The sequence below is a fragment of the Cupriavidus sp. 22TCCZM01-5 genome (assembly GCF_057798915.1).
This window is the reverse complement of record NZ_JBYOJR010000021.1, coordinates 101,912-122,690: the sequence shown is the minus strand read 5'-3', so window position 1 is coordinate 122,690 and position 20,779 is coordinate 101,912. Positions and strand designations below refer to the sequence as shown.

Annotated in this window: 18 protein-coding genes and 1 pseudogene; 12 read left to right on the top strand and 7 right to left on the bottom strand. The window is 61.9% G+C overall.

Translation table 11 applies throughout. From position 1 onward, the window contains the following. Positions 1-214, top strand: a pseudogene (locus AC3FNH_RS19915) (copper resistance protein CopQ); the annotation flags it as partial. Between the two features lie 122 nt (positions 215-336). On the opposite strand, the gene AC3FNH_RS19910 reads toward AC3FNH_RS19915, so the two are convergent. Both AC3FNH_RS19910 and AC3FNH_RS19905 read right to left on the bottom strand, forming a co-directional pair. After that, positions 337-1,815: a YncE family protein gene (locus AC3FNH_RS19910; protein ID WP_488721306.1), complete on the bottom strand. Its 1,479-nt coding sequence runs from the start codon at positions 1,813-1,815 to the stop codon at positions 337-339. Continuing rightward, positions 1,812-2,435 carry a DUF305 domain-containing protein gene (locus tag AC3FNH_RS19905; protein WP_488721305.1) on the bottom strand — a complete coding sequence of 208 codons (624 nt, stop codon included), beginning with the start codon at positions 2,433-2,435 and terminating at the stop codon, positions 1,812-1,814. The genes AC3FNH_RS19910 and AC3FNH_RS19905 overlap by 4 nt, the downstream gene beginning before the upstream one ends. Before the next feature lie 29 nt (positions 2,436-2,464). Here AC3FNH_RS19905 and AC3FNH_RS19900 point away from each other — a divergent pair, with 29 nt between their 5' ends. From AC3FNH_RS19900 to AC3FNH_RS19885, 4 genes are all read left to right on the top strand, one after another. After that, positions 2,465-3,181 carry an anti-sigma factor family protein gene (locus tag AC3FNH_RS19900; RefSeq protein ID WP_488721304.1) on the top strand — a complete coding sequence of 239 codons (717 nt, stop codon included), beginning with the start codon at positions 2,465-2,467 and terminating at the stop codon, positions 3,179-3,181. A gap of 74 nt (positions 3,182-3,255) precedes the next feature. Next, positions 3,256-3,774 carry an RNA polymerase sigma factor gene (locus AC3FNH_RS19895; protein WP_488721303.1) on the top strand — a complete coding sequence of 173 codons (519 nt, stop codon included), beginning with the start codon at positions 3,256-3,258 and terminating at the stop codon, positions 3,772-3,774. Further along, positions 3,771-4,592: an anti-sigma factor family protein gene (locus tag AC3FNH_RS19890; RefSeq protein WP_488721302.1), complete on the top strand. Its 822-nt coding sequence runs from the start codon at positions 3,771-3,773 to the stop codon at positions 4,590-4,592. The genes AC3FNH_RS19895 and AC3FNH_RS19890 overlap by 4 nt, the downstream gene beginning before the upstream one ends. A gap of 1,376 nt (positions 4,593-5,968) precedes the next feature. Then, positions 5,969-6,439, top strand: coding sequence for a hypothetical protein (locus AC3FNH_RS19885; RefSeq protein WP_488721301.1), 471 nt, complete (start codon positions 5,969-5,971; stop codon positions 6,437-6,439). Positions 6,440-6,625: 186 nt separating this feature from the next. Here the strand turns inward: AC3FNH_RS19885 and AC3FNH_RS19880 are convergent, their stop codons facing one another. Further along, the gene (locus AC3FNH_RS19880) at positions 6,626-6,949 is read right to left on the bottom strand and encodes a hypothetical protein (protein ID WP_488721300.1); all 324 of its coding nucleotides are present in this window, start codon (positions 6,947-6,949) and stop codon (positions 6,626-6,628) included. Between the two features lie 90 nt (positions 6,950-7,039). On the opposite strand from AC3FNH_RS19880, the gene AC3FNH_RS19875 reads away from it, so the two are divergent. The 6 genes from AC3FNH_RS19875 (at position 7,040) to AC3FNH_RS19850 (ending at position 15,257) form a co-directional block, all read left to right on the top strand. Next, positions 7,040-8,341: a TolC family protein gene (locus tag AC3FNH_RS19875; RefSeq protein WP_488721299.1), complete on the top strand. Its 1,302-nt coding sequence runs from the start codon at positions 7,040-7,042 to the stop codon at positions 8,339-8,341. Continuing rightward, a complete protein-coding gene (locus tag AC3FNH_RS19870; protein ID WP_488721312.1) occupies positions 8,338-9,867 on the top strand; it encodes an efflux RND transporter periplasmic adaptor subunit in 1,530 nt (509 codons plus the stop codon). The genes AC3FNH_RS19875 and AC3FNH_RS19870 overlap by 4 nt, the downstream gene beginning before the upstream one ends. Then, positions 9,864-13,034, top strand: a complete 3,171-nt coding sequence (locus AC3FNH_RS19865; protein ID WP_488721298.1) for an efflux RND transporter permease subunit — start codon at positions 9,864-9,866, stop codon at positions 13,032-13,034. The genes AC3FNH_RS19870 and AC3FNH_RS19865 overlap by 4 nt, the downstream gene beginning before the upstream one ends. Continuing rightward, positions 13,031-13,384 (top strand): copper-binding protein, encoded by a 354-nt coding sequence (locus AC3FNH_RS19860; RefSeq protein ID WP_488721297.1) that lies wholly within the window; start codon positions 13,031-13,033, stop codon positions 13,382-13,384. Before AC3FNH_RS19865 ends, AC3FNH_RS19860 begins: the two co-directional genes overlap by 4 nt. 379 nt (positions 13,385-13,763) lie before the next feature. Further along, a complete protein-coding gene (locus AC3FNH_RS19855; protein WP_488721296.1) occupies positions 13,764-14,438 on the top strand; it encodes a c-type cytochrome in 675 nt (224 codons plus the stop codon). Positions 14,439-14,969: 531 nt separating this feature from the next. Then, positions 14,970-15,257, top strand: a complete 288-nt coding sequence (locus AC3FNH_RS19850) for an H-NS family nucleoid-associated regulatory protein (RefSeq protein ID WP_488721295.1) — start codon at positions 14,970-14,972, stop codon at positions 15,255-15,257. Between the two features lie 299 nt (positions 15,258-15,556). Here the strand turns inward: AC3FNH_RS19850 and AC3FNH_RS19845 are convergent, their stop codons facing one another. From AC3FNH_RS19845 to AC3FNH_RS19835, 3 genes are all read right to left on the bottom strand, one after another. Beyond that, positions 15,557-16,021 (bottom strand): RidA family protein, encoded by a 465-nt coding sequence (locus AC3FNH_RS19845; RefSeq protein ID WP_488721294.1) that lies wholly within the window; start codon positions 16,019-16,021, stop codon positions 15,557-15,559. 41 nt (positions 16,022-16,062) lie between these two features. Further along, on the bottom strand, positions 16,063-16,812 hold the full coding sequence (locus AC3FNH_RS19840) for a creatininase family protein (protein WP_488721293.1): 750 nt from the start codon (positions 16,810-16,812) through the stop codon (positions 16,063-16,065). 109 nt (positions 16,813-16,921) lie between these two features. Then, the gene (locus AC3FNH_RS19835) at positions 16,922-18,208 is read right to left on the bottom strand and encodes an MFS transporter (RefSeq protein ID WP_488721292.1); all 1,287 of its coding nucleotides are present in this window, start codon (positions 18,206-18,208) and stop codon (positions 16,922-16,924) included. 220 nt (positions 18,209-18,428) lie between these two features. On the opposite strand from AC3FNH_RS19835, the gene AC3FNH_RS19830 reads away from it, so the two are divergent. Beyond that, complete coding sequence (locus AC3FNH_RS19830) at positions 18,429-19,349, top strand: LysR family transcriptional regulator (protein WP_488721291.1); 921 nt, start codon at positions 18,429-18,431, stop codon at positions 19,347-19,349. 154 nt (positions 19,350-19,503) lie between these two features. Here AC3FNH_RS19830 and AC3FNH_RS19825 read toward each other — a convergent pair whose 3' ends face one another. Beyond that, positions 19,504-20,766, bottom strand: a complete 1,263-nt coding sequence (locus tag AC3FNH_RS19825; RefSeq protein ID WP_488721311.1) for an epoxide hydrolase family protein — start codon at positions 20,764-20,766, stop codon at positions 19,504-19,506. Between the last annotated feature and the right edge of the window lie 13 nt (positions 20,767-20,779).

The following is a 20,779-nucleotide window of genomic DNA, read 5'->3' as shown; positions in this document are numbered from 1 at the left end:
TGTCTTCACGGATGGCGCACGCATCGGACCGCGCGATGTCTTTACCGATGGTGCCCGCATCGAAGCACGCGATGTGTACACCGATAGTGCCCGAAATGCGGCGCTGGACGATCGCATCGACGGCGTTCGAACCCTTGCTGGCATGGACCGCACGGGCCCGTCGACGCCTCCCGCACGCTCCGCCGATCCATACACCGATGGAGCCCTTGCTTGATAACGGGCCTCGATCCCACTCCATATTTGAATGACAGCAATCTTTGCAGGGCTGCGGGTGACTCGCGACAACTACCGCGTGTCAACCGCGACTGCTGACGCCATTCGATGGTCCCGCTGGAATCAGGGGGCCTGCACCTGAACCGGAATGCCAGGCTTTCCCGAGATCTGTGGGGCTACCACAAGGTAGCGGCGCTTGTCGTCCGCGGCGCTTGTGCCCGGTGCAACAACCTGCCGGATCGGCCCGATGGTATTGACGATGGCCGCCCCAGCCGGATTCGTCGTGAACACTGCGAGCGGCTCGAGTGGCCCACCGCCGTCAGCTTTGTTCGCTAGTGCCAATACATAAGATTGCCTCGGCTGAAGGCCGGTCACTGCAGCCTGCAGCACCTGCACCAACCCCTGGTCGAATAACGTAATGCTGGTCGAGGCGACTGCCTTCCCGTCCGACTGCCCCGTGTTCGGCGCCAATAGCGTGAGGTGGCTTGCCTGCCCGGCAATGCCAAGCGGCTCCAGGTTCTGCGTGCCATTGCCTTCCGTCACCGCGTTTGGCACATAGGCGATCGCCTGCGGAGCCTGGCCTACCCGAACCGTCGCGATCACCTTGTTGCTCAGTGTGTCGATGGCAGCGATAGCATCGGCATTTTCCAGACCCACATACATGCGGCTGCCGTCGCCCGAAGGCCAGATGCCGTGAGGCAGGCTGCCCACCGGAATGGTAGCCACCTGCGAAAAATCATCGGTACGAAGGACCTTTACCTGATTCAACCCGCCCACGGTCACGTAGGCAAAACTGCCCTTGGCATTACGTACGAAGTTCACGTGGTTTGTGAGGGGACCGGTTTCGATGCTCTTGATGCGGGCGAATGGAGGATGTGCGTCAAAGATCTGAACCCTTCCAATGTCCTTGAGTGTGAACCAGACCTGCCTGCCGTCCGGCGTGGCGGCTATATTCGGACAAAACGGACTGTCCTGCTTCACCGCACCCACGATCTTGTGCTCGACCAACGAGATCACCTCGGTTTCCGGATTGAATGAAGAGCACACGTAGCCGTACTTGCCATCGGGCGAGAAGATCTGCATGCCAGGTCCGGCAGGCACGATAATACGGGTCTTCTCTTCGAAGGTTTTGGCATCGAGAACCGCGACATAGTTTTCTCCGCGCACGGTAACCCAGACCTCGCTGCCGTCCGGCGTGTAGAACGCCTCATGCGGCGACCTGCCGACGTAGGTAGTGTGCTTGACCGTATTGGTTTGCGTATCGATGAACGTCACCGAATTTGAACCGATGGAGACAATGGCTAGGGTCCGATGGTCTGGTGAGAAGCCCATGCCGTGTACCAGCACCTGTCCACGGTATAGCGGACTGAAATTTCCCGGCGAAGGCTCCCCGAGCCGGATCAGGCCAAGCAGACGATGATCGACCGGGTCCACCACGGAAACCGTGTTCGAAAATTGCTCGGCAGCGTAGAGGCGGTCGCGGTGGCTGACAGGGATATCCGGTTCGGACTGCGATACAGGGGCTTGCCCCGCCAATAATGGTGGCGCCGCTGCCAGAGCACTGACCGTCAGAACAAGGACAAAGAGCGATTCGAATTTCATCTTGACTCCTGCAACTGCTCTGGTTGGTGGCCATGCAAGGGCAAAACTCGCTCACCGCCTTCACGGTGCGCGTCCTCCACAGGCACTGGTATGCCGGGCGGCCCGCCGGTGTCGGTGGGGGCCTCAACCGGGGGCGGTAGCGGCAGCCCTACCGCCAGACGCATGGCAAGGATCTCCTGCTGCTGCTCAACGATGATCTCCTGCGCCAAACGACGTAGCTGCTCATTGTGGCCAAAGCGCAGATAGGCCTGCGCCATATCGATCGCACCCTGGTGGTGTGGCGCCATCATGGCAACAAAGTCCCGATCGATATTGCCGCTCGGCGTGATTTCCATGCGCCTCATCATAGCGGTCATGGCCGAGCCGTTTTCGGCCAGGAACGCGCGCTCCCCCTCGTCGTCCGCTTTGCTGCCGGCCGCGCGAGCCGGCATTGCATGGATAGCAAGCATCAACCACCCCATCGCCACAAGGCATGACGCGATTCTGGTAACGGACGTAGGCATTTCGGCAACACCTTGCAAGAGCCGCCACTCGGACGGCATCGATCCTTTAAGAGAATAGGCAAACTGCGCCGCGAGGCCAGCGGGAATAAAACCGAAGCCAGCGTGTTTACGAATCAAGCCCCCTTGACTAACTACCGCACGCTGCGATGCAACTTGACAACGCCCCCGACACCGAAAGGCTCTCGGAAGTCGATATTCAGGCGTATGCAGATGGTCTCCTGCCCCCCGGCAAGGCCGCAAGCCTCGACAGGTATCTTGAAGGCTACCCCAGCGAAGCTGGCAGAATTGCCTTCTATATGCGCCTCAACGAGCACATAAAACGAGCGTATCCTCATCAAGACGTTGCGCAAGAGGCCGATTCTCGCGCGGCCAGCATGCAGCCCGTGAGCTACACCCACAGGGTTGCCAGCATGCTTGTATCTGGCCTGGTGCTGCTGGCGGCAGTGGGCGGATGGCTGGCTGGCGCAAGCGCGTCGAACGAAGAGCTCGACAGTGCGGCGGTACTTGCGCTGGTCGAGGCAACGAGCGCACCTGGTTATCCAAAAGCGATCGGCATGGCCGGAGGCAGGCCCTCGCCCGACCTGAATTCGGTCGGATTCACTCTAATGAGTCGAAAGCCGGTGCGCTTCGGGCCGGTGTCTGAAGTGCTCCAATCGGTCTATGAAGACCGGAATCAGCGGCGTGTCGTCCTGCTGCAGGCCAGCACGCTGCCTTTTGATCCGGCAACTCCACATTGGTCCGCACGCCGGGTTGGCAATGTTCGTTTGCTGTCCTGGAAGGCCGGTACCACGCACTACGTGCTCGCCGGTAACGCCAACACCCCGCGCTTGATGCAGGCAGCCGATCTTATGACTTCGCGCTGACACCGAGCGCATCGACAAGGACTACAGTGAGATGGGATCGCATCAGCAATGACAGTTCCTGACTGGAGCGGGCCATGAAAATCCAGGACGAGTTGGTCGAGCATGTGCCGCGACTGCGCAGGTATGCCAGGGCATTGATCCACAATCACGATCTGGCCGACGACCTTGTGCAGGACACGCTGGAACGCGCGTTGGGCCGAACCGAGCAATTCCGTCCAGGTTCCGACTTGCGCGCCTGGCTGTTTTCCATCATGCATAATCTTTTTATCAACCAGATTCGCCGGGCCTCCGAGCGCGTGGTGCACGTATCGGTCGACGATGATTCCATAGATGAAAGCGAATACGCAGCGCCCCCGGAGCAAATGCGCTCGCTGGAAATGCGCGATCTCGACTACGCGTTGCAGCGCCTGCCCGTGGAACAGCGTGAAGTCGTCCTCCTTGTGGGTCTGGAGGAAATGAGCTATGCCGATGTAGCGATTGCGCTGGATGTCCCGATTGGCACCGTGATGTCCCGCCTGTCCCGTGGCCGGGAACGGTTGCGGGCATTGATGGCGGGTTCGCAATCCAGCGCAAGACTCAGGGTGGTGCCATGAGCGAGCAACAGTTTTCCATTTCCGAAGACGATCTTCATGCCTATGCCGACGGGGCTCTGTCGGAAGAGCGCCGCGCCCAAGTTGAGCGCGCCCTGGCGCAGGACCCAGCCCTCGCGGCAAGGGTCAGCGATTATTTCTCGCTGAACAGTCTGCTCCATGAGCGCTATGACAGGGTCCTGGCCGAGCCGGTGCCGAAACGCCTTCAGCCATCTCTTGCATGGCATCCCGGCCGGCGCGAAGCGGCCAACTGGCCTCGCTTTGCCAGCATCGCTGCAACACTGGTGTTGGGCATTGCACTCGGTGTCGGGACCCAGATGGTGCCACGCCTGACAGGTCAGCTCGCCAGCAATGGACCGATCAGCAGCCTGCCAGGCCAGGATGGACTGGCACGCAATGCCGCGGTTGCACACGTCGTCTACATGCCCGACGTCGTTCGTCCCGCCGACATCGGCGCGGATCGGGAGCAGGACTTCGTCCAGTGGCTGGCAAGCCGGCTTGGCACCAATGTGCACCCCCCGGTGCTGACGCGGGTAGGCTTTGAGCTGGTTGGCGGCCGCCTGCTGCCCGACTCCGGCGGCGGCGTTGCGCAGTTCATGTACCGCGACGCCAAGGGCGAACGGATCACCCTCTACATATCCCACCGAAGTACGAGCGCGAACACCACCGCGTTCAAGCTGTACCAAGACGGACCTGTCAATGTCTTCTACTGGCTGGACGGTGACTTTGGCTATGCCGTAAGTGGCGGCATCGATCGCAAGGTGCTGCTCGACATCTCGCACGATGTCTATGCCCAACTGACACCTGGAAAGAAGGAATAGTCGAGCGTAGATCGTACTAAACGTCTAAACGTGTCACCGCTACGATAGTAAATTTGTCAACTCGCGACCCGGTGCAAGGGCAAACACCGGCTCGGCCTTGCACCGCAAAGGCTGGAAGGCGGCGAAATGAATCTGTCACCAGCGAAGTTGGGGCCGGCTGGCCCATCAGGGCGGCGATATCAAGATCCGGCTAACGGCAAGCCGACGGGCAGGCGGTCGGGGATCCCTTACCGGCCAGTAGCGGCCTTATGCCGACTACAAGACGAACGGCAACTCTTGTTCTGCGGATTCAACCGGTCGATTCACCGGCTGAACGATTCGATCAATCCGTTGCGTCGACCGATTGAATCCGCATTCAGGTTTCTGCCGTTCCATAACCTAGCGCTCGGCAGACCGCGACTTTTCTGGCTGCTGCCAGCCTCATGATCACCAAGCCATCGCTTGCGCCTGCCTGCAAAAGATTTTTGTATTCGTCTGTATCACGAGGCGCCGTCAATACGTGTAGCGACAGAACTGGCCTGTTCGCGCTACACGCGCGATACAACGGTTTCCTTTAATACGCTCCACAGTCCCATAGCAACGATGCGATTCCGGCCAGCGCCATAACCCGGTGAACCGCCGCGGCGTTTTTGGGGGGCGCAATGCGGCTACCCACTGCGACGGGGCCTGCGCCTGATGCCAAACAGCAGATGAATAGAGACCACCGTGAAGAAGATCGTCCGCGCCCGTGTAGAAGTGACAAGCACCCCCAGACACAACAAGTGCGCTAGCGTCGCTGCGCAAAGGACGCGTGAATCCAAAAATGCTTGACATTCCCATAGTTGGAATGTCTACGCTTCAAGTACGCTCAGGTCGCCACCACTTCATAAACAGTGAAAAGCTCGATCACCACGCTTCGCTGCCTCATCGCCTGGGCATGGCTCGCAGCATTGCTGCTGACCAGTTCGGCGTTTGCCGCCTATGTCTGTCCATCCGACATGATGAGCGGCAATGTAGGCGGCATGCAGCAAATTGTCTGCGTAGACGGCGATCAACCTGCACTTTGCGCAAACTATCTTCGCGGTAGCCCGACAAGCGCGCCACAGCCGCATCCACCTGCTAGCGGCGAGCCGCCCGGACGAATCTCCGAGCCGTTCTGGCTTACTGCTGCCGTGGCTGAAAAGGATCTGCTGCCTCCGCTGCGAACCGCTCCATCCGGCTCCCCTGTGCCAATCTACCTGGCGACGGCCCGACTGAGGCCTTGATGTTCTCATGCCTGACCGCCTGACGGCGGGTATCCAAGGTTGCCCACCGGGCAGGACGAAGCCGGCTCTTCTTGTGCTTCGCTCCACAATCTCGGCACTTATGAACATCAGACCACTCAATTGGGGAACATCATGAACCTCGCCAGAATCGCCACCGCTTTTGTATTCGCCGGACTCGCCACATCGGCCTTTGCCGGTCCGGATTGGGATGTCATCCAACGCGCTCGCATGGCTGCTCATCAAGCCAATGTGACGACCACCGAAAATCAGGCCATGAAGGAACAATGCAAGCAGATGATGCATCCGATGTCCTCGTCCGATGCGCATCTGAAATGGATGAGCAAGACCATCGACACGCACGGCACCACCAATATCGATTCAGACGCGGCCTCCAACCGCATATGGGGCAACGCGCTTGCATCGGTCCTCGGCGAACGGACTCCGTACCTGGACGGCGGTAGCATTGAGCAGCGCAACGTCTTCACCGACGGCGCCTTGAGCGTAGCCGGTATGGACCGGACGGGCGTATCGGCCCCGCCGGCACGCGCCCGCGATCCGTACACTGATGGCGCACGCGACAGTGATGTGTCATCGCTGGCGTAGCCACTCCCGCTTCTCATGGCGTACGGGAACCGGCAGCCGATCGTGCTGCCGGTTTGACTGAAGGTTCGCCATTGCAATCCCGCAAAATCGATTACGCTTTACGCTAAATTGAGATACCCATAGATCGTGCGCCACATGGCCCAACGGCATTCGTGGATTGCCGGACTCCTTCTGCTTGTGTTCCTGTCAGTTCAACTGGCAGAGGCCGCCTACGCCTGCACGATGGGCGTGAACAAGCCAGCGGAACAACCGTCGATGGAAGCCATGGTGTCTGGCGCCGACATGACCGAACAGGATGCCACGCAGAACGATGGCCGGAAAGCGCTTTGCATGGGCCATTGCCAAGGCGATACCAAGCACGCCGATCACGCTGCGCTGCAGATTCCGGCTTTCATCCCGGTCCTCGCCAGCATCATCGTCGAGCCTCCAGTGCTTGACGCTACGCCGGTCATCGCCCTGCGCGCGCAGACCCAGCCGCGTGCGCCACCACCGCCGCACGCCATTCTTCACTGCTGTTTCCGCACCTAGCCTCCGAAACTACGCCACATCCTTGTCGCTCCCGATTCCCCGGGAGTGGTGGTCGTCGTTTCCGGAGGTTTTATGTCATTCCCGCGTTCCCTGAGGCTGGCGCTGCTTTGCGCGTCCGCCCTCGGCATGTCGGTGTCGCTTGCCGCGCCACCGCACACCGCTCCCGCCCTATCCATTGAAGAGGCCGCCGCGCTCGCCACGGCGCATGCGCACGATGCCGAGAACTCGCAAGGCGCCATCGAATCCGCCGTGCAACAGGCTGTCGCTGCTGGCCAGTTGCCTGATCCTGTGCTCAAGGTTGGACTGAACGATGTTCCCATCAACGGCTCGGACAAGTTCTCGCTGAGTCGTGACTCCATGACCACGCGCTCGATCAGCGTGATGCAGGAATTCACGCGCTCGGACAAGCGCCGCGCACGTACCGCGCGGTTCGAGGCCGAGGCCGCTTCCGCAGACGCGCGGCGCATGGTCGGTGTGACCAATGTCCAGCGCAGCACCGTCGCTGCGTGGATCGACCGCTGGTACGCCGAGCAGGCGGCAGCACTGCTCGGCCACCACTCTCATCCGTTGAACCTGGCGCTGGAAGCTGCCAATGCGGCCTATCGCAGCGGCCGCGGCACGCGCACCGACGTGCTGTCCGCGCAACTGGAAGTGCAAAAACTGCGCGACCGCGAAGGCGAGAATCAGGCAGCGCTTGATACCGCCACCGTCAGTTTGTCGCGCTGGATAGGCGCAGACGCCACACGTCCCCTCGGCGAGCGCCCTACGCTGGTCGTACCGGATCACGTCGAGCAACTCATCCGCGCACACTACGATGGTGTGCCGGAAATTGCCGCCGCCCAGCGCGACGTCACGCTTGCGGAGAGCGAGGTGCGCGTCGCGAACGAAGCGCGCAAGCCCGATATCACCGTCGAATTGATGTACAGCCAGCGCGGCTCGGCCTACTCCAACCTGGCATCGATCAACGTGAGCTTCCCGCTGCCGTGGGATCGCGCCAACCGCCAGGATCGTGAAGTTTCCGCGCGGCTCGCGCAGGCCACCGAGGCGCGCGCCAAGGCAGAGATCATCCAGCGCAATACTGATGCAGTAGTCAGTGCCCGACTCGCAGAGTTGCGTCGCGACCTTGAACGCCTCAAGCGCTATGACGATGCCACGCTGCCGCTTGCCAATGCGCAGGCGGAAGCCGCGCTGACGGCCTATCGCGCCAACACCGGTTCGCTGCTGGCTGTAGCAGAAGCCAATCACCGCGCCATCGATACCGCGCTGGAACGCCTGGCCCTGGAGCAACGCACGACAAAGCTATGGGCCGAGCTGACATTCCTGACGCCCCTGCCCACCGCACAAACCGACCCCGCCAACAAGGATTTCAAATGAGCCCACGACTGAGAATTGCAGCGGCGTGCCTGGTTTTGATCGGTGCGGCCGGATATGCCGGCTATCGCTTCGGCGTTTCGCAGGGAACGTCCGTTGTGCCCGATAAACCGGAGACGGGCACAACAGCGAAAGCCGGCGATACCGATCTCCAAACTGGCAAGAAGGTTCTCTACTGGCACGACCCGATGGTGCCGGGCCAGCGCTTCGACAAGCCGGGCAAATCGCCCTTCATGGACATGCAACTGGTACCGGTCTATGCCGATGGCGACGGTACAGGTAATAGCGGCATCACCATCGACAGCCGTGTCACGCAGAATCTCGGTATCCGCACGGCAGAGGTAAGGTCCGCGCGTATCGCTTCCGTGCTCGAGGCACCCGGCAATGTGGCGATCGACGAGCGCAGCGTCCAGGTCATCCAGGCGCGCGCCACCGGCTTCGTACAGCATGTGGGTGTGCGGGCCACATTCGATCCCGTTCGAAAGGGCCAGACATTGGTCAGCCTCTACGCCCCCGACTGGGTGGCGGCACAAGAGGAATACCTGGCCGTGGCGCGACTGCCCCAAGCGGCGCAAGGCAACCTGGCGGATGCAGCAAAGGCACGCATGCTGCAAGCCGGCATGACACCAGGCCAGGCCGATGCAGTCGCCCGTTCGGGCAAGTTGCAGACGGGCCAGGGCATCGCCAGCCCACTGGACGGCGTGGTCACCGAAATCGCCGTCCGCGAAGGCATGACGGTCACGCCGGGCATGACGCTGTTCCGGCTGGCCGATCTGGGCCAGGTCTGGGTGATCGCCGAAGTACCTGAGACCCAGGCGCGCGCCATCACGCCTGGACAGACCGTGACGATGTCTGCCACCGCCGCGCCGGAACCTGTGTCCGGCAAGGTCGACGCAATCCTGCCCGACGTCAATCCCGCCACACGCACCATCAAGGTCCGTATCGTATTGCCCAATAGGCAGCACCGGCTGGTACCGGGCATGTTTGCCAGCGTGCGCTTCGACAGTGGCGATCATCAGGAGTCGCTGCAGATCCCGTCTGAAGCGGTCATACGCTCTGGGCAGCGCAGCGTCGTCATGGTCGATGCGGGCCCCAAGGGCTATGTGGCCACCAAAATCCGCACCGGTCGCGAGTCCGACGGCATGATCGAAGTCCTTGCCGGTCTGCGCGCCGGACAGAAGGTCGTGGCATCCGGCCAGTTCCTGATCGATTCGGAAGCGAGCCTGCGCGGCACGTCGGATCGGCTGGCGTCCCTCACCAGCCCTTCCACATCCACCGCGGCTGCGCCGGAGCATGAGGGTACCGGTCGCATCGAGGCCGTCAATGCTGACGGGCTGACGATCTCGCATGGCCCGATTCCCTCAGCACAGTGGGGCTCAATGACAATGGATTTCACCGCACGCGACGCCGCAATGCTCAAGGGGTTGAAGCCCGGCGATCGCATCCGGTTTCGTTTCAGCCAGAACCAAGACGGCGCAGCTACGCTATCGTCGGTCCAGCCGGCTGGTGCCGAAGGAGCCAAGCCATGATCGCGCGCATCATCCTCGCGTCGATACGTAACCGTTTCCTGGTCCTGCTGGCCGTGGTGATGTTGACCGCGTGGGGTCTGTGGGCGGTCCGAAGCACGCCACTCGATGCATTGCCGGACCTGTCGGACACACAGGTCATCATCCGCACGCCGTTCCCGGGTCAGGCACCGCAGCTTGTCGAGAACCAGGTCACCTATCCGCTCACCACCACCATGCTGTCGGTGCCAGGCGCCAAGACTGTGCGCGGCTACTCGTTTTTCGGGGACTCATTTGTCTACGTCCTGTTCGAGGACGGGACGGATCCGTACTGGGCGCGCTCCCGGGTGCTGGAATACCTGAATCAGGTGCAATCCCGTCTGCCGGCCGCGGCCAAGCCAGCGCTGGGCCCGGACGCCACCGGCGTTGGCTGGATCTACGAGTACACGCTGATTGACAAGACCGGGCAGCATGACCTCAGTCAACTGCGCGCGCTCCAGGACTGGTTCCTGCGCTTCGAGCTGAAATCACTGCCCAATGTCGCCGAGGTCGCCTCCCTCGGCGGGATGGTGAAGCAGTTCCAGGTCGTTCTGATGCCAGACCGCCTGCGCGCCTATAACCTGTCGCAGGCCAAGGTGCTGGCGGCGCTCAGGGGCGCCAATCAGGAGACTGGTGGCTCGGTGCTGGAATTGGGCGAGGCGGAGTACATGGTCCGCGCGAGCGGGTACCTGAAGACGCTCGATGATTTCCGGCAGATCCCGCTGGTGACCAGCGACGCCGGTATCCCGGTGCGGCTGGGCGATGTCGCCACCGTCCAGCTCGGTCCCGAAATGCGGCGCGGTATCGCCGAGCTCGACGGCCAGGGGGAGGTCGCCGGCGGTGTCATCGTGATGCGCTCGGGCAAGAACGCGCTTGAAACCATCGAAGCGGTCAAGGCCAAGCTTGCCACACTACAGAAGAGTCTGCCGGCAGGCGTCCAGATCGTCACCACCTACGATCGCTCCGCCCTGATCAACCGGGCGGTGGAAAACCTGACGCACAAGCTGATCGAAGAATTCATCGTCGTCGCGCTGGTCTGCCTGGTCTTCCTGTTCCACCTGCGCTCGGCGCTGGTGGCCATTGTTTCGCTGCCGCTGGGCGTGCTGGCCGCTTTCCTGGTGATGCGGTACCAGGGCGTCAATGCCAACATCATGTCGCTGGGCGGCATCGCCATCGCCATTGGCGCCATGGTTGACGCCGCGGTCGTCATGATCGAGAACGCGCATAAGCATCTGGAACACTGGCATGCGGACAATCCCGGACGGGCACTGACCGGACATGAGCGCTGGAGCGTGATTGGTGAGTCGGCGGCCGAAGTGGGGCCCGCGCTGTTCTTCTCGCTGCTGATCATCACGCTGTCGTTCATCCCGGTGTTTACGCTCGAGGCGCAGGAGGGCCGGCTGTTCTCGCCGCTGGCCTTTACCAAGACCTACTCCATGGCCGCGTCGGCGGGGCTGTCCGTCACCCTCGTTCCCGTCCTGATGGGCTACATGATCCGCGGCAAGATTCCCACGGAACAGGCCAATCCGCTCAGTCGATGGCTGATCCGCGCCTATCAGCCGGTGCTGGCCAGGGTGCTCGCCTACCCCAAGACCACCGTGGCCATTGCCGCGATCCTGCTGGTCGCGACCGCCTGGCCGATTATGCGAATCGGCGGTGAGTTCATGCCGCCCCTTGACGAGGGCGACCTGCTGTATATGCCGTCGGCGCTGCCGGGGCTCTCCGCCGGTAAGGCGGCGCAGTTGCTGCAGCAGACCGACCGGCTGATCAAGACCGTACCTGAAGTGGCCACGGTGTTTGGCAAGGCGGGCCGCGCCGATACCGCGACCGACCCGGCGCCGATCGAGATGTTCGAGACGACCATCCAGTTCAAGCCGCGCGACCAGTGGCGTGCCGGCATGACGACCGACAAGCTGGTGGAGGAGCTCGACCGCGTTGTGAAGGTACCGGGCCTCTCCAACATCTGGGTGCCGCCAATCCGCAACCGGATCGACATGCTCGCCACTGGCATCAAGAGCCCGGTCGGCATTAAGGTGGCGGGCACGGACCTGAAGGAAATCGACCGACTGGCCACGCGGATCGAAGAAGCTGTCAAGACGGTGCCGGGCGTCACCTCGGCACTCGCCGAGCGCCTGACCGGCGGACGCTACGTCGATGTCGACATCGACCGCATGGCGGCCGGACGGTATGGACTGAACATCGAGGATGTCCAGAGCATCGTGTCATCCGCTATCGGTGGCGACAACGTGGGAGAAGTGGTCGATGGGCTGGCCCGTTTTCCGATCAACGTGCGCTATCCACGCGACTACCGCGACTCGGTGGAGCAACTGCGCGCCCTCCCCATCGTCACCGACAGGGGGCAGCAGATCACGCTGTCCGATGTGGCGCGCCTCCGGGTGGTGCAGGGCCCGCCGATGCTGCGCAGCGAAAACGCCCGCCTGTCTGGCTGGGTGTATGTGGACATCCGCGGACGCGACCTGCGCTCGGCCGTTCACGACATGCAGGCCGTGGTGGCCAAAGCGGTGCCGATGCCGGCGGGCTATTCCCTCAGTTGGTCGGGGCAGTTCGAGTATCTGGAACGGGCCACCGCGAAGCTGAAGGTGGTGGTGCCGTTCACGCTGCTGATCATCTTCGTGTTGCTGTACCTCGTATTCGGCCGCCTGGACGAAGCGCTGCTGATCATGGGCACGCTGCCGCTGGCGCTGATCGGCGGCTTCTGGCTGCTCTATGCGCTGGGCTACAACCTCTCTGTGGCCGGCGTCGTCGGCTTCATCGCCCTGGCCGGCGTGGCGGCCGAGTTCGGTGTCATCATGCTGCTCTACCTGAAGCAAGCCTGGAGCGGACGCGAGGACAGTGGCGAAACCAGCGTGTCTGCGTTGCTGGACGCCATTCAGGAAGGGGCTGTGCTACGGGTCCGCCCTAAGGCCATGACCGTCGCTGTCATTCTCGCCGGCCTGATTCCCATCATGTGGTCGCATGGCACCGGCTCGGAGGTTATGCAGCGCATCGCGGCCCCGATGGTTGGCGGCATGGTCACCGCGCCATTGCTTTCCCTGTTTGTCGTGCCGGCGGTGTACCTGCTGATACGCCGACGCCAAACTAAACCTGTTCCACTTTCCACCCACCCCTCACTTCAAGAGGAATCACAATGAAATTCATCAAGACTCTCACACTCACGCTTGCCATCGCTGTTACCCCCGCCGCATTCGCAGCAGGATCGATGGACGGAATGGACATGAAAAGCATGGACATGAAGCCATCGGCCGAATCGCAGCAGGCGCCGCACCCTGTCGCGGCGGAAATCAAGAAAATCGACGCAAAGGCCGGTAAGGTCACGCTCAAGCACGGCCCGATCGAAAACCTCGGCATGTCCGCCATGACGATGGCGTTCCCGGTCAAGGACCACGCTTCGTTGAAGAACTTCAGGGAAGGCGAGTCGGTGTCGGTCACGTTCGACAAGGTCGACGGCAAGCCGACCGTCGTGGACATGCAGCGTAAGTAAGCGCGCTCAATCGCATGTCGCCGCTTTCGGCGGCATGCATATGTCCTGCGACCCGATGCATCGCTTTCCTTCGAAAGGATGTCGAGCACCCCGACCGAATGCAGGCGCTATGTTCGACCTTCCATCCAACGTCATTGCGGCCATCCTAATCGCTCTGGCGCTGACGTTCTGTACGATATGCTTGTTCACCTGGTATCTCAGGCGCCAGAATGGTCCTCGCCGTCCGCGCGCATCAACACAGGCGGCTCGCCCGCGCAAGAGTCGTCGCAAGTCGGGGAGGAGTCGCAAGTAAGCCAAGCCCAGATAACGCGACCGCCTGCCTTGCAAAGCAGGAGGCTATTGCACATGAGGTGATCTGGTGCGCAAACCGGAGATATCCATGAATCGACAACCTGCCCACGATGCGAGTGCGGCCGCCTTGGTCGCACTTGCCTTCATTGCGCCAGTTCGCGCGGAAGGTGATATTGCCCGCGGGGCGCAAGCCGCCCGCACCTGCATGGCCTGTCATTCATTTGCGCCCGGGCGCCACATGACAGGGCCGAGCCTGGCGGAGGTTTGGGGGCGAAAAGCCGGCACTGCAGAGGGATTTACGCGATACTCCGATGCTCTCAAACGATCAGGCCTAGTCTGGAACAAGCAGAACCTGGATGCGTGGATCAAGAGCCCTGTGGCTCTGATACCGGGTAATGCGATGGGCTTTCCCGGCGTCGCTGACGCGCGCACCCGAGACGATCTCGTCGCTTACCTTGAGGCGGTCTCCACTGGTCGCGTAACAGCCTCCGATCAGGGCCTGCCGAATCTGAAGAAGGCAGATGCGGCATCGCTAGTAATCGCCATCCGCTACTGTGGCGACGCGTACCGGCTCACCACTGCGGACCGGAAGATCCATACCTTCTGGGAGTTCAACCTGCGATTCAAAACGGATGGCAGCGCGGAGGGCCCGCTTGCCGGCAAGCCTGTGCTGATAGGTAGCGGGATGCAGGGCGACCGCGCCGCAGTGGTGTTCGCGCGGCCGGAGGAAATCTCGAGCTTTATTCGGAGGCAGTGCCCATGACGAACGAAGCCGGTTCGTGCTGCCCATGGGGTCCTCGGCACGAATTGCCGCAGCGCTGATCTCGCCAAGAGCCGGGCTCACGTCTTCAGGCCATCAGAGTTGGCCTCCACTTCTGACTACTCGGCCTACTCGGCCGTCTATCCGCATGTGTTTGAGCCAGTCTTGGTCGACGACACGTCGGACGCCATAAGGGATGGGATGGCTGCTGTGCCCAACACCCGCCATTGGCTTGGCAAGCCCTCTAATGGCAGAGAAGGGTCGGTTCCCGCCCTCCACCATCTCGAAGCGGGGCTCGGCGTCGGTCACCATCGAGCCTTCGCACACCTAGGCGGTCCTGATGGCGCAGTATGACGGCGCGCTCCCCCCTGCCCCAACCTCGCGCCGGGCACTTACGCGTTAAACGACAGGCATTGTGATAACAACAGTTATCGCAATACCTGGGCGGGCGTGCACGGGTAATCCCGGGGGTGAGATGTAGACCCGAGGCACGTCCATTACTCCTTGTCGCTTCCATCCTGCTCATCCGCCTGCATGCCCCCTGCACTTCTCCAGGATTCCGACACCCAACTGTTACGCGAACGTGCCGAGACGATCGTATGGATCAAGTCACAGATGGCCAGACATGGGCTGCATCTGGCCGACCTGCAGAACGCGGGTTGTTTTTCTGAAGGAGCGCCCCTCGGCAATAACGCAGCCCGTGCGATTTGCTTCCGGGACGCTCATGGCCACGCGTGGGACGGTCACGGTGATCTGCCGGACTGGCTGCAGCGCGCCGTGAACGCGGGCCAGTCGATCGAGCATTTTCGTGTAAAGCCGTAGAATGTCTATCGCGCGGGAGTAGTTGTCGGAAGCCTGCCGCCCACTATGAGTAACCACGATCTCTTGTTGCCAATAGCAACGTGCGCCGGCTGAGCCCGATTGGCGCATGTCACCAGATTGGGTCTACGCCGATCTACAACTTCACAGTGCTGCTGTTAAGTGTGGGCAGGGATCTATATGGCACCGCAGCCGGTTTCACGCCCTCGGACGAGCACAAGCGCCGGCTGGCTGAAGAGCCAGTACATATGACATGGCAATGACGGGAGCGCGCACGGCGTGCTCCCGCCAACCACACAACTTCAGCCGACTTCGGCGCAGAGTTCAATCTCGATGCAAGCACCCAGCGGAATCTGGGCGACGCCAAACGCCGATCGTGCATGCCTGCCGTTGTCGCCAAACACCTCGGCCAGCAGCTCCGAGGCGCCGTTCGTCACCAGGTGCTGCTCGGTGAATTCAGCGGTGGAATTCACCAGGCTTACGACTTTCACGATCCGCGTAACACGGTTCAGGTCGCCGGTATGTGCATGCAATGTCGCCAGCAGGTCGACGGCGACCGAGCGCGCCGCCGCACGGCCCTCCTCCGTTGTCATCGATGCGCCGAGCTTGCCGGCCCATACGCTACCGTTCTTCTTGGCGATATGGCCGGATGTATGGACCAGGTTGCCGCTCTGCGCAGCCATAACATAGGCGGCCGCAGGCGCGCCTGCGGCCGGCAGCTCGATGCCGAGCGTTTTCAGCTTTTCATAGATGTCGTGTTGATACATAAGGTGCTTCTGCAAGTAGATGGGGTGAGAGGAATGGAGCCTCAGGCAGGAATGGATTCGCGGCTGAAGGCGTCCAGTTCCCGCGCAAGACTCTGTGCAGCCAGCCTGACCAGCGCCTCGCCTTTTTCCGGCGTCGCCTGGCCTGGGTCGGAGCCGATACGGCCATCGGGATAGCGCGCACGAAACTCGAGCGCATCGCGAATGGGGCCGGACGGGGCGATCTTCGGCGCATAGTCGGCCAGCTTGATGCTGTCGCGAAAGGCCCACTGTGTAATAGCGATTTCCGACGGGGTTGCGTGCGAGCCGTGGCCAGTCGGGAACTGCTCGCGTGCCAGGTCGCCGACACCCTCAAGGTCCCACCAGTTGCTGAGCTTCAGGGCGAAGCCCGCCCGGCGCCCGGCGAAGCTTGCCTCGGCATAGATTTCCGAGAACGCCGCTTCGATCGATGCGATATTGCCGCCGTGCCCGTTTAGGAACAGGATCTTCTCGAAGCCATGGCCCACCAGCGAACGGGTCCAGTCGGCGATCGCGGCGATGAAGGTGGACGGGCGCAGACTGATGGTGCCGGGAAAGCCCAGGTGATGCTGGGCCATGCCGATATTGAACGTTGGCGCGACAAGGATGTCGTCGGTCTTCTCCGCTTCGCGCGCAATAATCTCCGGGCACAGCCAGTCGGTGCCGAGCAGCCCGGTTGGCCCGTGCTGCTCGTTGGAGCCGATCGGAATCACGATGGTACGGCTGCGCTGCAGAAACTGCTCGATTTCCGCCCAGGTCGACAGATGCAAAAGCATGGATACTCCTTTCTTCGTCCGTTCCATGGGAAGCCGGACATATTGACGTGGCTGCACGCCCCCCGGTCTGCTCGCGCAGTTGCTCTGGGGCGTGCCGCCTCCAGGTTGACTACCTCTTGGTGGGCAGCTTGTTCGCAAGGATGATCAGGGCTGCGGCCAGGGGCAGGAAGGCCATGGCAAGCACGCCGACGTGCAGGGTGCCGGTTGCCGTCTTGCCCCATCCGATGATGGCAGGGCCCCAGAAGCCGCCTGACAATCCGATCGTATTGATGAGCGCGATGCCCCCGGCCGCCGCCGGGCCCTTGATGTACTCGGCGGGCATCGCCCAAAACACCGTATAGGCCATCCACAGGCACATTGTGGCCAGGACAAGCAGAGCCAGCGATGCGGCCAGATTGCCGTCGGCCAGCGTCGATGCGCCCAGCAACAACCCTGCGGCTAGGGCAGGCACCGCGCTGTGAAAGCGTCGCTCTCCCACTCGGTCAGAACGGCGGCCCATGAAGTACATGCCAAACGCGGCGGCCACGTACGGCAGAGCGGAATACCAACCGAGCTGCACCGTATCGGTCACGCCCTGTGCCTTGATGAGGGTGGGAAGCCAGAAGCTGATGGCATAGATGGCCGCAATGATGCAGAAGTAGGCGAGCGCCAGTACGTAGACCCTTGCGTCCTTCGCCACGGTCTTGAAGGAGTGCTTGTGCGCGCCGGGCGCCCCGAGCTCCGCTTCCAGCAGGCGCCGTTCACTGGCGCTCAGCCAGCGCGCTTCACTTGGCCGGTTCGGCACCAGCAACAATGTCAGGATCCCCAGCAGCACGCAGGGCAGGCCTTCGACCAGGAACATCCACTGCCAGCCCGCGAGGCCGGCGGTGCCAGCAAGCGAGGTCATCAGCCAGGCCGAGGCGGGCCCGCCGACAATGCCCCCGATCGGGCCCGCCAGGAAAACGATCGCGATGGCGCGGGCCATGCGCTGCGGCCCGTACCAGCAAGACAGGTAATAGATCATGCCCGGGGCGAAGCCTGCTTCGAAGATGCCAAGCAGAAAGCGCATGGCATAGAACATTGGGACGTTGCGCACGAACAGCATGCAGGCTGAGGTAATTCCCCACAGCACGAGGATGCGACTGAAGGTATTGCGCGCGCCAACCCGAGGCAGCAGCAGGTTGCTTGGTATCTCGAACAGCACATAGCCGATGAAAAAGATACCCGCGCCGACGCCGTACGCCGCATCGGAGAAGCCCAGGTCGCTTTGCATCTGCAGTTTTGCAAAGCCCACGTTGACCCGATCCAGGTACGCGAACAGGTAGCAGGTCAACAGGAAAGGCAATAGTCGCCAGTTGATCTTGTTGTAGAGTGCCGAGGTATCGTCGACGACACTCGCGTTGGGAATTGCAAACATGCCTGTCTCCAGTGTTGGCGGCTTCGAATTGGCCTTTGCTGGCGTCTATAGTGGCGGCGCCGGGTCTTGCCGCAAACAGCAACTGTGTCCACAGGTCGTTCCCTTTTGAGCAACGCAGGCGAACGACGCATGGCCTCTCGGCGACGCAAATTGAGCAGGTGGCGCGGGCGTCAGGTAAGTGGCGCTTCGCGTGACTTTTGGGATCTGGGGACGTTTCGATATGCGTGAGATCAATCAGCAGCGGTTGCGGTACTTCAGGGAAGTCCTGGCCCACGGCTCCATCCGTGGATCCGCGAACAGCCTCAATACGTCCCCTTCCGTCATCACCCGGCAGATCAAGCTGCTTGAAGATGAACTCGACACGACGCTTTTCGAACGCGAGCCGCGCGGACTCAGGCCGACCGCCGCGGCAGCGCACATGATCGAATTCTGGCAGGGCTACCGGTCGCACCAGGAGAAGCTCGAAGACGAACTGCACGCGCTCAAGGGGCTGCAGCAAGGCGCGGTCCAGTTGGCTGTGAGCGAGGGTTATGTGGATCCCCTGGTCAACGAGGTCCTTGCGCGATTCTGCATACAGTATCCGAAGCTCGACATCCGGCTGGACATCCTCCCGGTGGACGACGTATTGACCGAGGTCGCGGAGAGCCGCGCACACATCGGCCTGGCTTACAATCCGCCGCCCCATCCGCGTATTGAGTATCGTGCGAGCGCGTCGCAGCCCGTGGTGCTGCTGGTTCCGCGCGACCATCCGCTGGCGCTGCGACGCAGCCCGGCCAGTGTGCAAGACCTGTTGTCCTATCCGCTCGCGATAATGCCCGCGTCGTTCGGCGTAGGACACGCCTTGCAGATGCTCGAGTTTGCCGAGAACATCAGGATTCGTCCGACGCTAGTCAGCAACTCGCTCACGGCGCTCAAGCAGTTCGTCGCCTATGAGAACTTCGTGACGCTGATCGGTGAATTCGCCGCGTATCGGGAGATCGCCAACGGCAGCCTTGCCGTGGTGTCCCTTGATCATCCGCTGTTCCAGGGCACCCAGGCACGCCTGCTGGTGAAGGCCGGCCGGCCATTGCCGGCTGCGGCGCTGGCAATGCTGGATCACATCCCGCGCGATATGACGTTATTTTCCGGGGGTGGGAAATAGCGCCCGGATCTCCCTGCGATCAATCTTCCGCCGGCTCTTTTCATCAAACGGGTTCTAAAGCCGGAAGCTTGGCGCGATACGCCCGATGACGAACTCATTGCGGCGCGCCTGCCCTCTCAGTTGATCGGGACAGGCGGGGCACCATGGCCCTTACTTAGCGCAGAGACCGGAACGCGGAACGTACTTCGGTACTGAACAATTCTGGCTCTTCCCATGCAGCGAAGTGACCGCCCTTGTCCACGTGATTGTAGTAGATGAGGTTCTGATAAGCGCGTGCCACCCAGTGCCTTGGCGGCCGGTAGACCTCGCCTGGGAAGATGGTAACCGCCACGGGGATGGTGATGGGCGCCGTGCTGGCAGCGGCAGCCCCGGCTTCCCAGTAGATCCGCCCGCTTGAGGTTCCGGTATCCGTCAGCCAGTAGAGCGTGATGTTGTCGAGGATTGCGTCGCGTCCTAATGCTCGCTCAGGATCGCCACGCGTGAATACCCAGTCAGCCTGCTTGTCATAGATCCATGCTGCCAGCCCCGCCGGCGAATCGGCCAGGCCGTATCCGATGGTTTGAGGTCGCGTTTGCATGATAGAGGCATATCCGAATCCCTTACTGAGGAATTCCCTGGCCTGGTCGAACACCTGCCTTTCTTCGGGGGCCAAGTTTGCCGGCGCAGGATCGCCGCTTTTGAGCGCCTTTGCAACTTCTAGTGGCAAGGTCGTGGCACGCTCGATCCGGTTAACGTGGATGCCGAGAAGCCCCTCCGGCGCCTGGCGACCAAGCGCATCGGAGATGATGGCACCCCAGTCCCCGCCCTGTGAAACGTAGCGCGCATAGCCGAGCCGCTTCATCAAGACGTCCCAGGCGCGCGCGATCCGCTCAGGATTCCAGCCTTTGCCAGTTGGCTTTTGTGAAAAGCCAAAGCCGGGAATCGACGGAATGACCAGATGGAAAGCATCGTTGGCGGTGCCGCCGTGCGCAGTGGGATCGGTCAATGGGCCGATGACATTGAGCAATTCAAAGACCGAACCTGGCCAGCCGTGAGTCATGATGAGCGGCAGCGCGTTCGGATGGCGAGAGCGCACATGGATGAAATGAATGTCCAGACCGTCGATGTTCGTCAGGAACTGGGGATAGGCATTGAGTTTTGCCTCGGCCTTTCGCCAGTCGTAGCCGGTTGACCAGTAGCCCACGAGCGCCTGAAGCTTTGCAAGCTGTGCACCCTCGGATCGATCGCTGACCGTTTCCGCATCCGGCCAGCGCGTTGCGGCCAGGCGGCGGTGCAGATCTGCGAGCGCGGCTTGGGGAACGTGCGCGCGAAACGGGCGAATCGCGTCGGTCATGACGGGATGCTCGGCACTGGCCTGCGCGGCAGCAGACAGGACCGGGTGGAACATGGGAAGGGCTGCCATTGCCACACCGCCCATTAGCAACGTTCGC

Excerpts from the sequence above, each read along its gene's own strand:
- AC3FNH_RS19860 (WP_488721297.1), top strand. The coding sequence starts at position 13,031 with ATGAAATTCATCAAGACTCTCACACTCACGCTTGCCATCGCTGTTACC.
- AC3FNH_RS19900 (WP_488721304.1), top strand. The coding sequence starts at position 2,465 with ATGCAACTTGACAACGCCCCCGACACCGAAAGGCTCTCGGAAGTCGAT.
- AC3FNH_RS19865 (WP_488721298.1), top strand. The coding sequence starts at position 9,864 with ATGATCGCGCGCATCATCCTCGCGTCGATACGTAACCGTTTCCTGGTC.
- AC3FNH_RS19890 (WP_488721302.1), top strand. The coding sequence starts at position 3,771 with ATGAGCGAGCAACAGTTTTCCATTTCCGAAGACGATCTTCATGCCTAT.
- AC3FNH_RS19850 (WP_488721295.1), top strand. The coding sequence starts at position 14,970 with ATGCCCCCTGCACTTCTCCAGGATTCCGACACCCAACTGTTACGCGAA.
- AC3FNH_RS19870 (WP_488721312.1), top strand. The coding sequence starts at position 8,338 with ATGAGCCCACGACTGAGAATTGCAGCGGCGTGCCTGGTTTTGATCGGT.
- AC3FNH_RS19840 (WP_488721293.1), bottom strand. The coding sequence starts at position 16,812 with ATGCTTTTGCATCTGTCGACCTGGGCGGAAATCGAGCAGTTTCTGCAG.
- AC3FNH_RS19835 (WP_488721292.1), bottom strand. The coding sequence starts at position 18,208 with ATGTTTGCAATTCCCAACGCGAGTGTCGTCGACGATACCTCGGCACTC.
- AC3FNH_RS19845 (WP_488721294.1), bottom strand. The coding sequence starts at position 16,021 with ATGTATCAACACGACATCTATGAAAAGCTGAAAACGCTCGGCATCGAG.
- AC3FNH_RS19875 (WP_488721299.1), top strand. The coding sequence starts at position 7,040 with ATGTCATTCCCGCGTTCCCTGAGGCTGGCGCTGCTTTGCGCGTCCGCC.
- AC3FNH_RS19830 (WP_488721291.1), top strand. The coding sequence starts at position 18,429 with ATGCGTGAGATCAATCAGCAGCGGTTGCGGTACTTCAGGGAAGTCCTG.
- AC3FNH_RS19855 (WP_488721296.1), top strand. The coding sequence starts at position 13,764 with ATGAATCGACAACCTGCCCACGATGCGAGTGCGGCCGCCTTGGTCGCA.
- AC3FNH_RS19910 (WP_488721306.1), bottom strand. The coding sequence starts at position 1,815 with ATGAAATTCGAATCGCTCTTTGTCCTTGTTCTGACGGTCAGTGCTCTG.
- AC3FNH_RS19895 (WP_488721303.1), top strand. The coding sequence starts at position 3,256 with ATGAAAATCCAGGACGAGTTGGTCGAGCATGTGCCGCGACTGCGCAGG.
- AC3FNH_RS19885 (WP_488721301.1), top strand. The coding sequence starts at position 5,969 with ATGAACCTCGCCAGAATCGCCACCGCTTTTGTATTCGCCGGACTCGCC.
- AC3FNH_RS19825 (WP_488721311.1), bottom strand. The coding sequence starts at position 20,766 with ATGGGCGGTGTGGCAATGGCAGCCCTTCCCATGTTCCACCCGGTCCTG.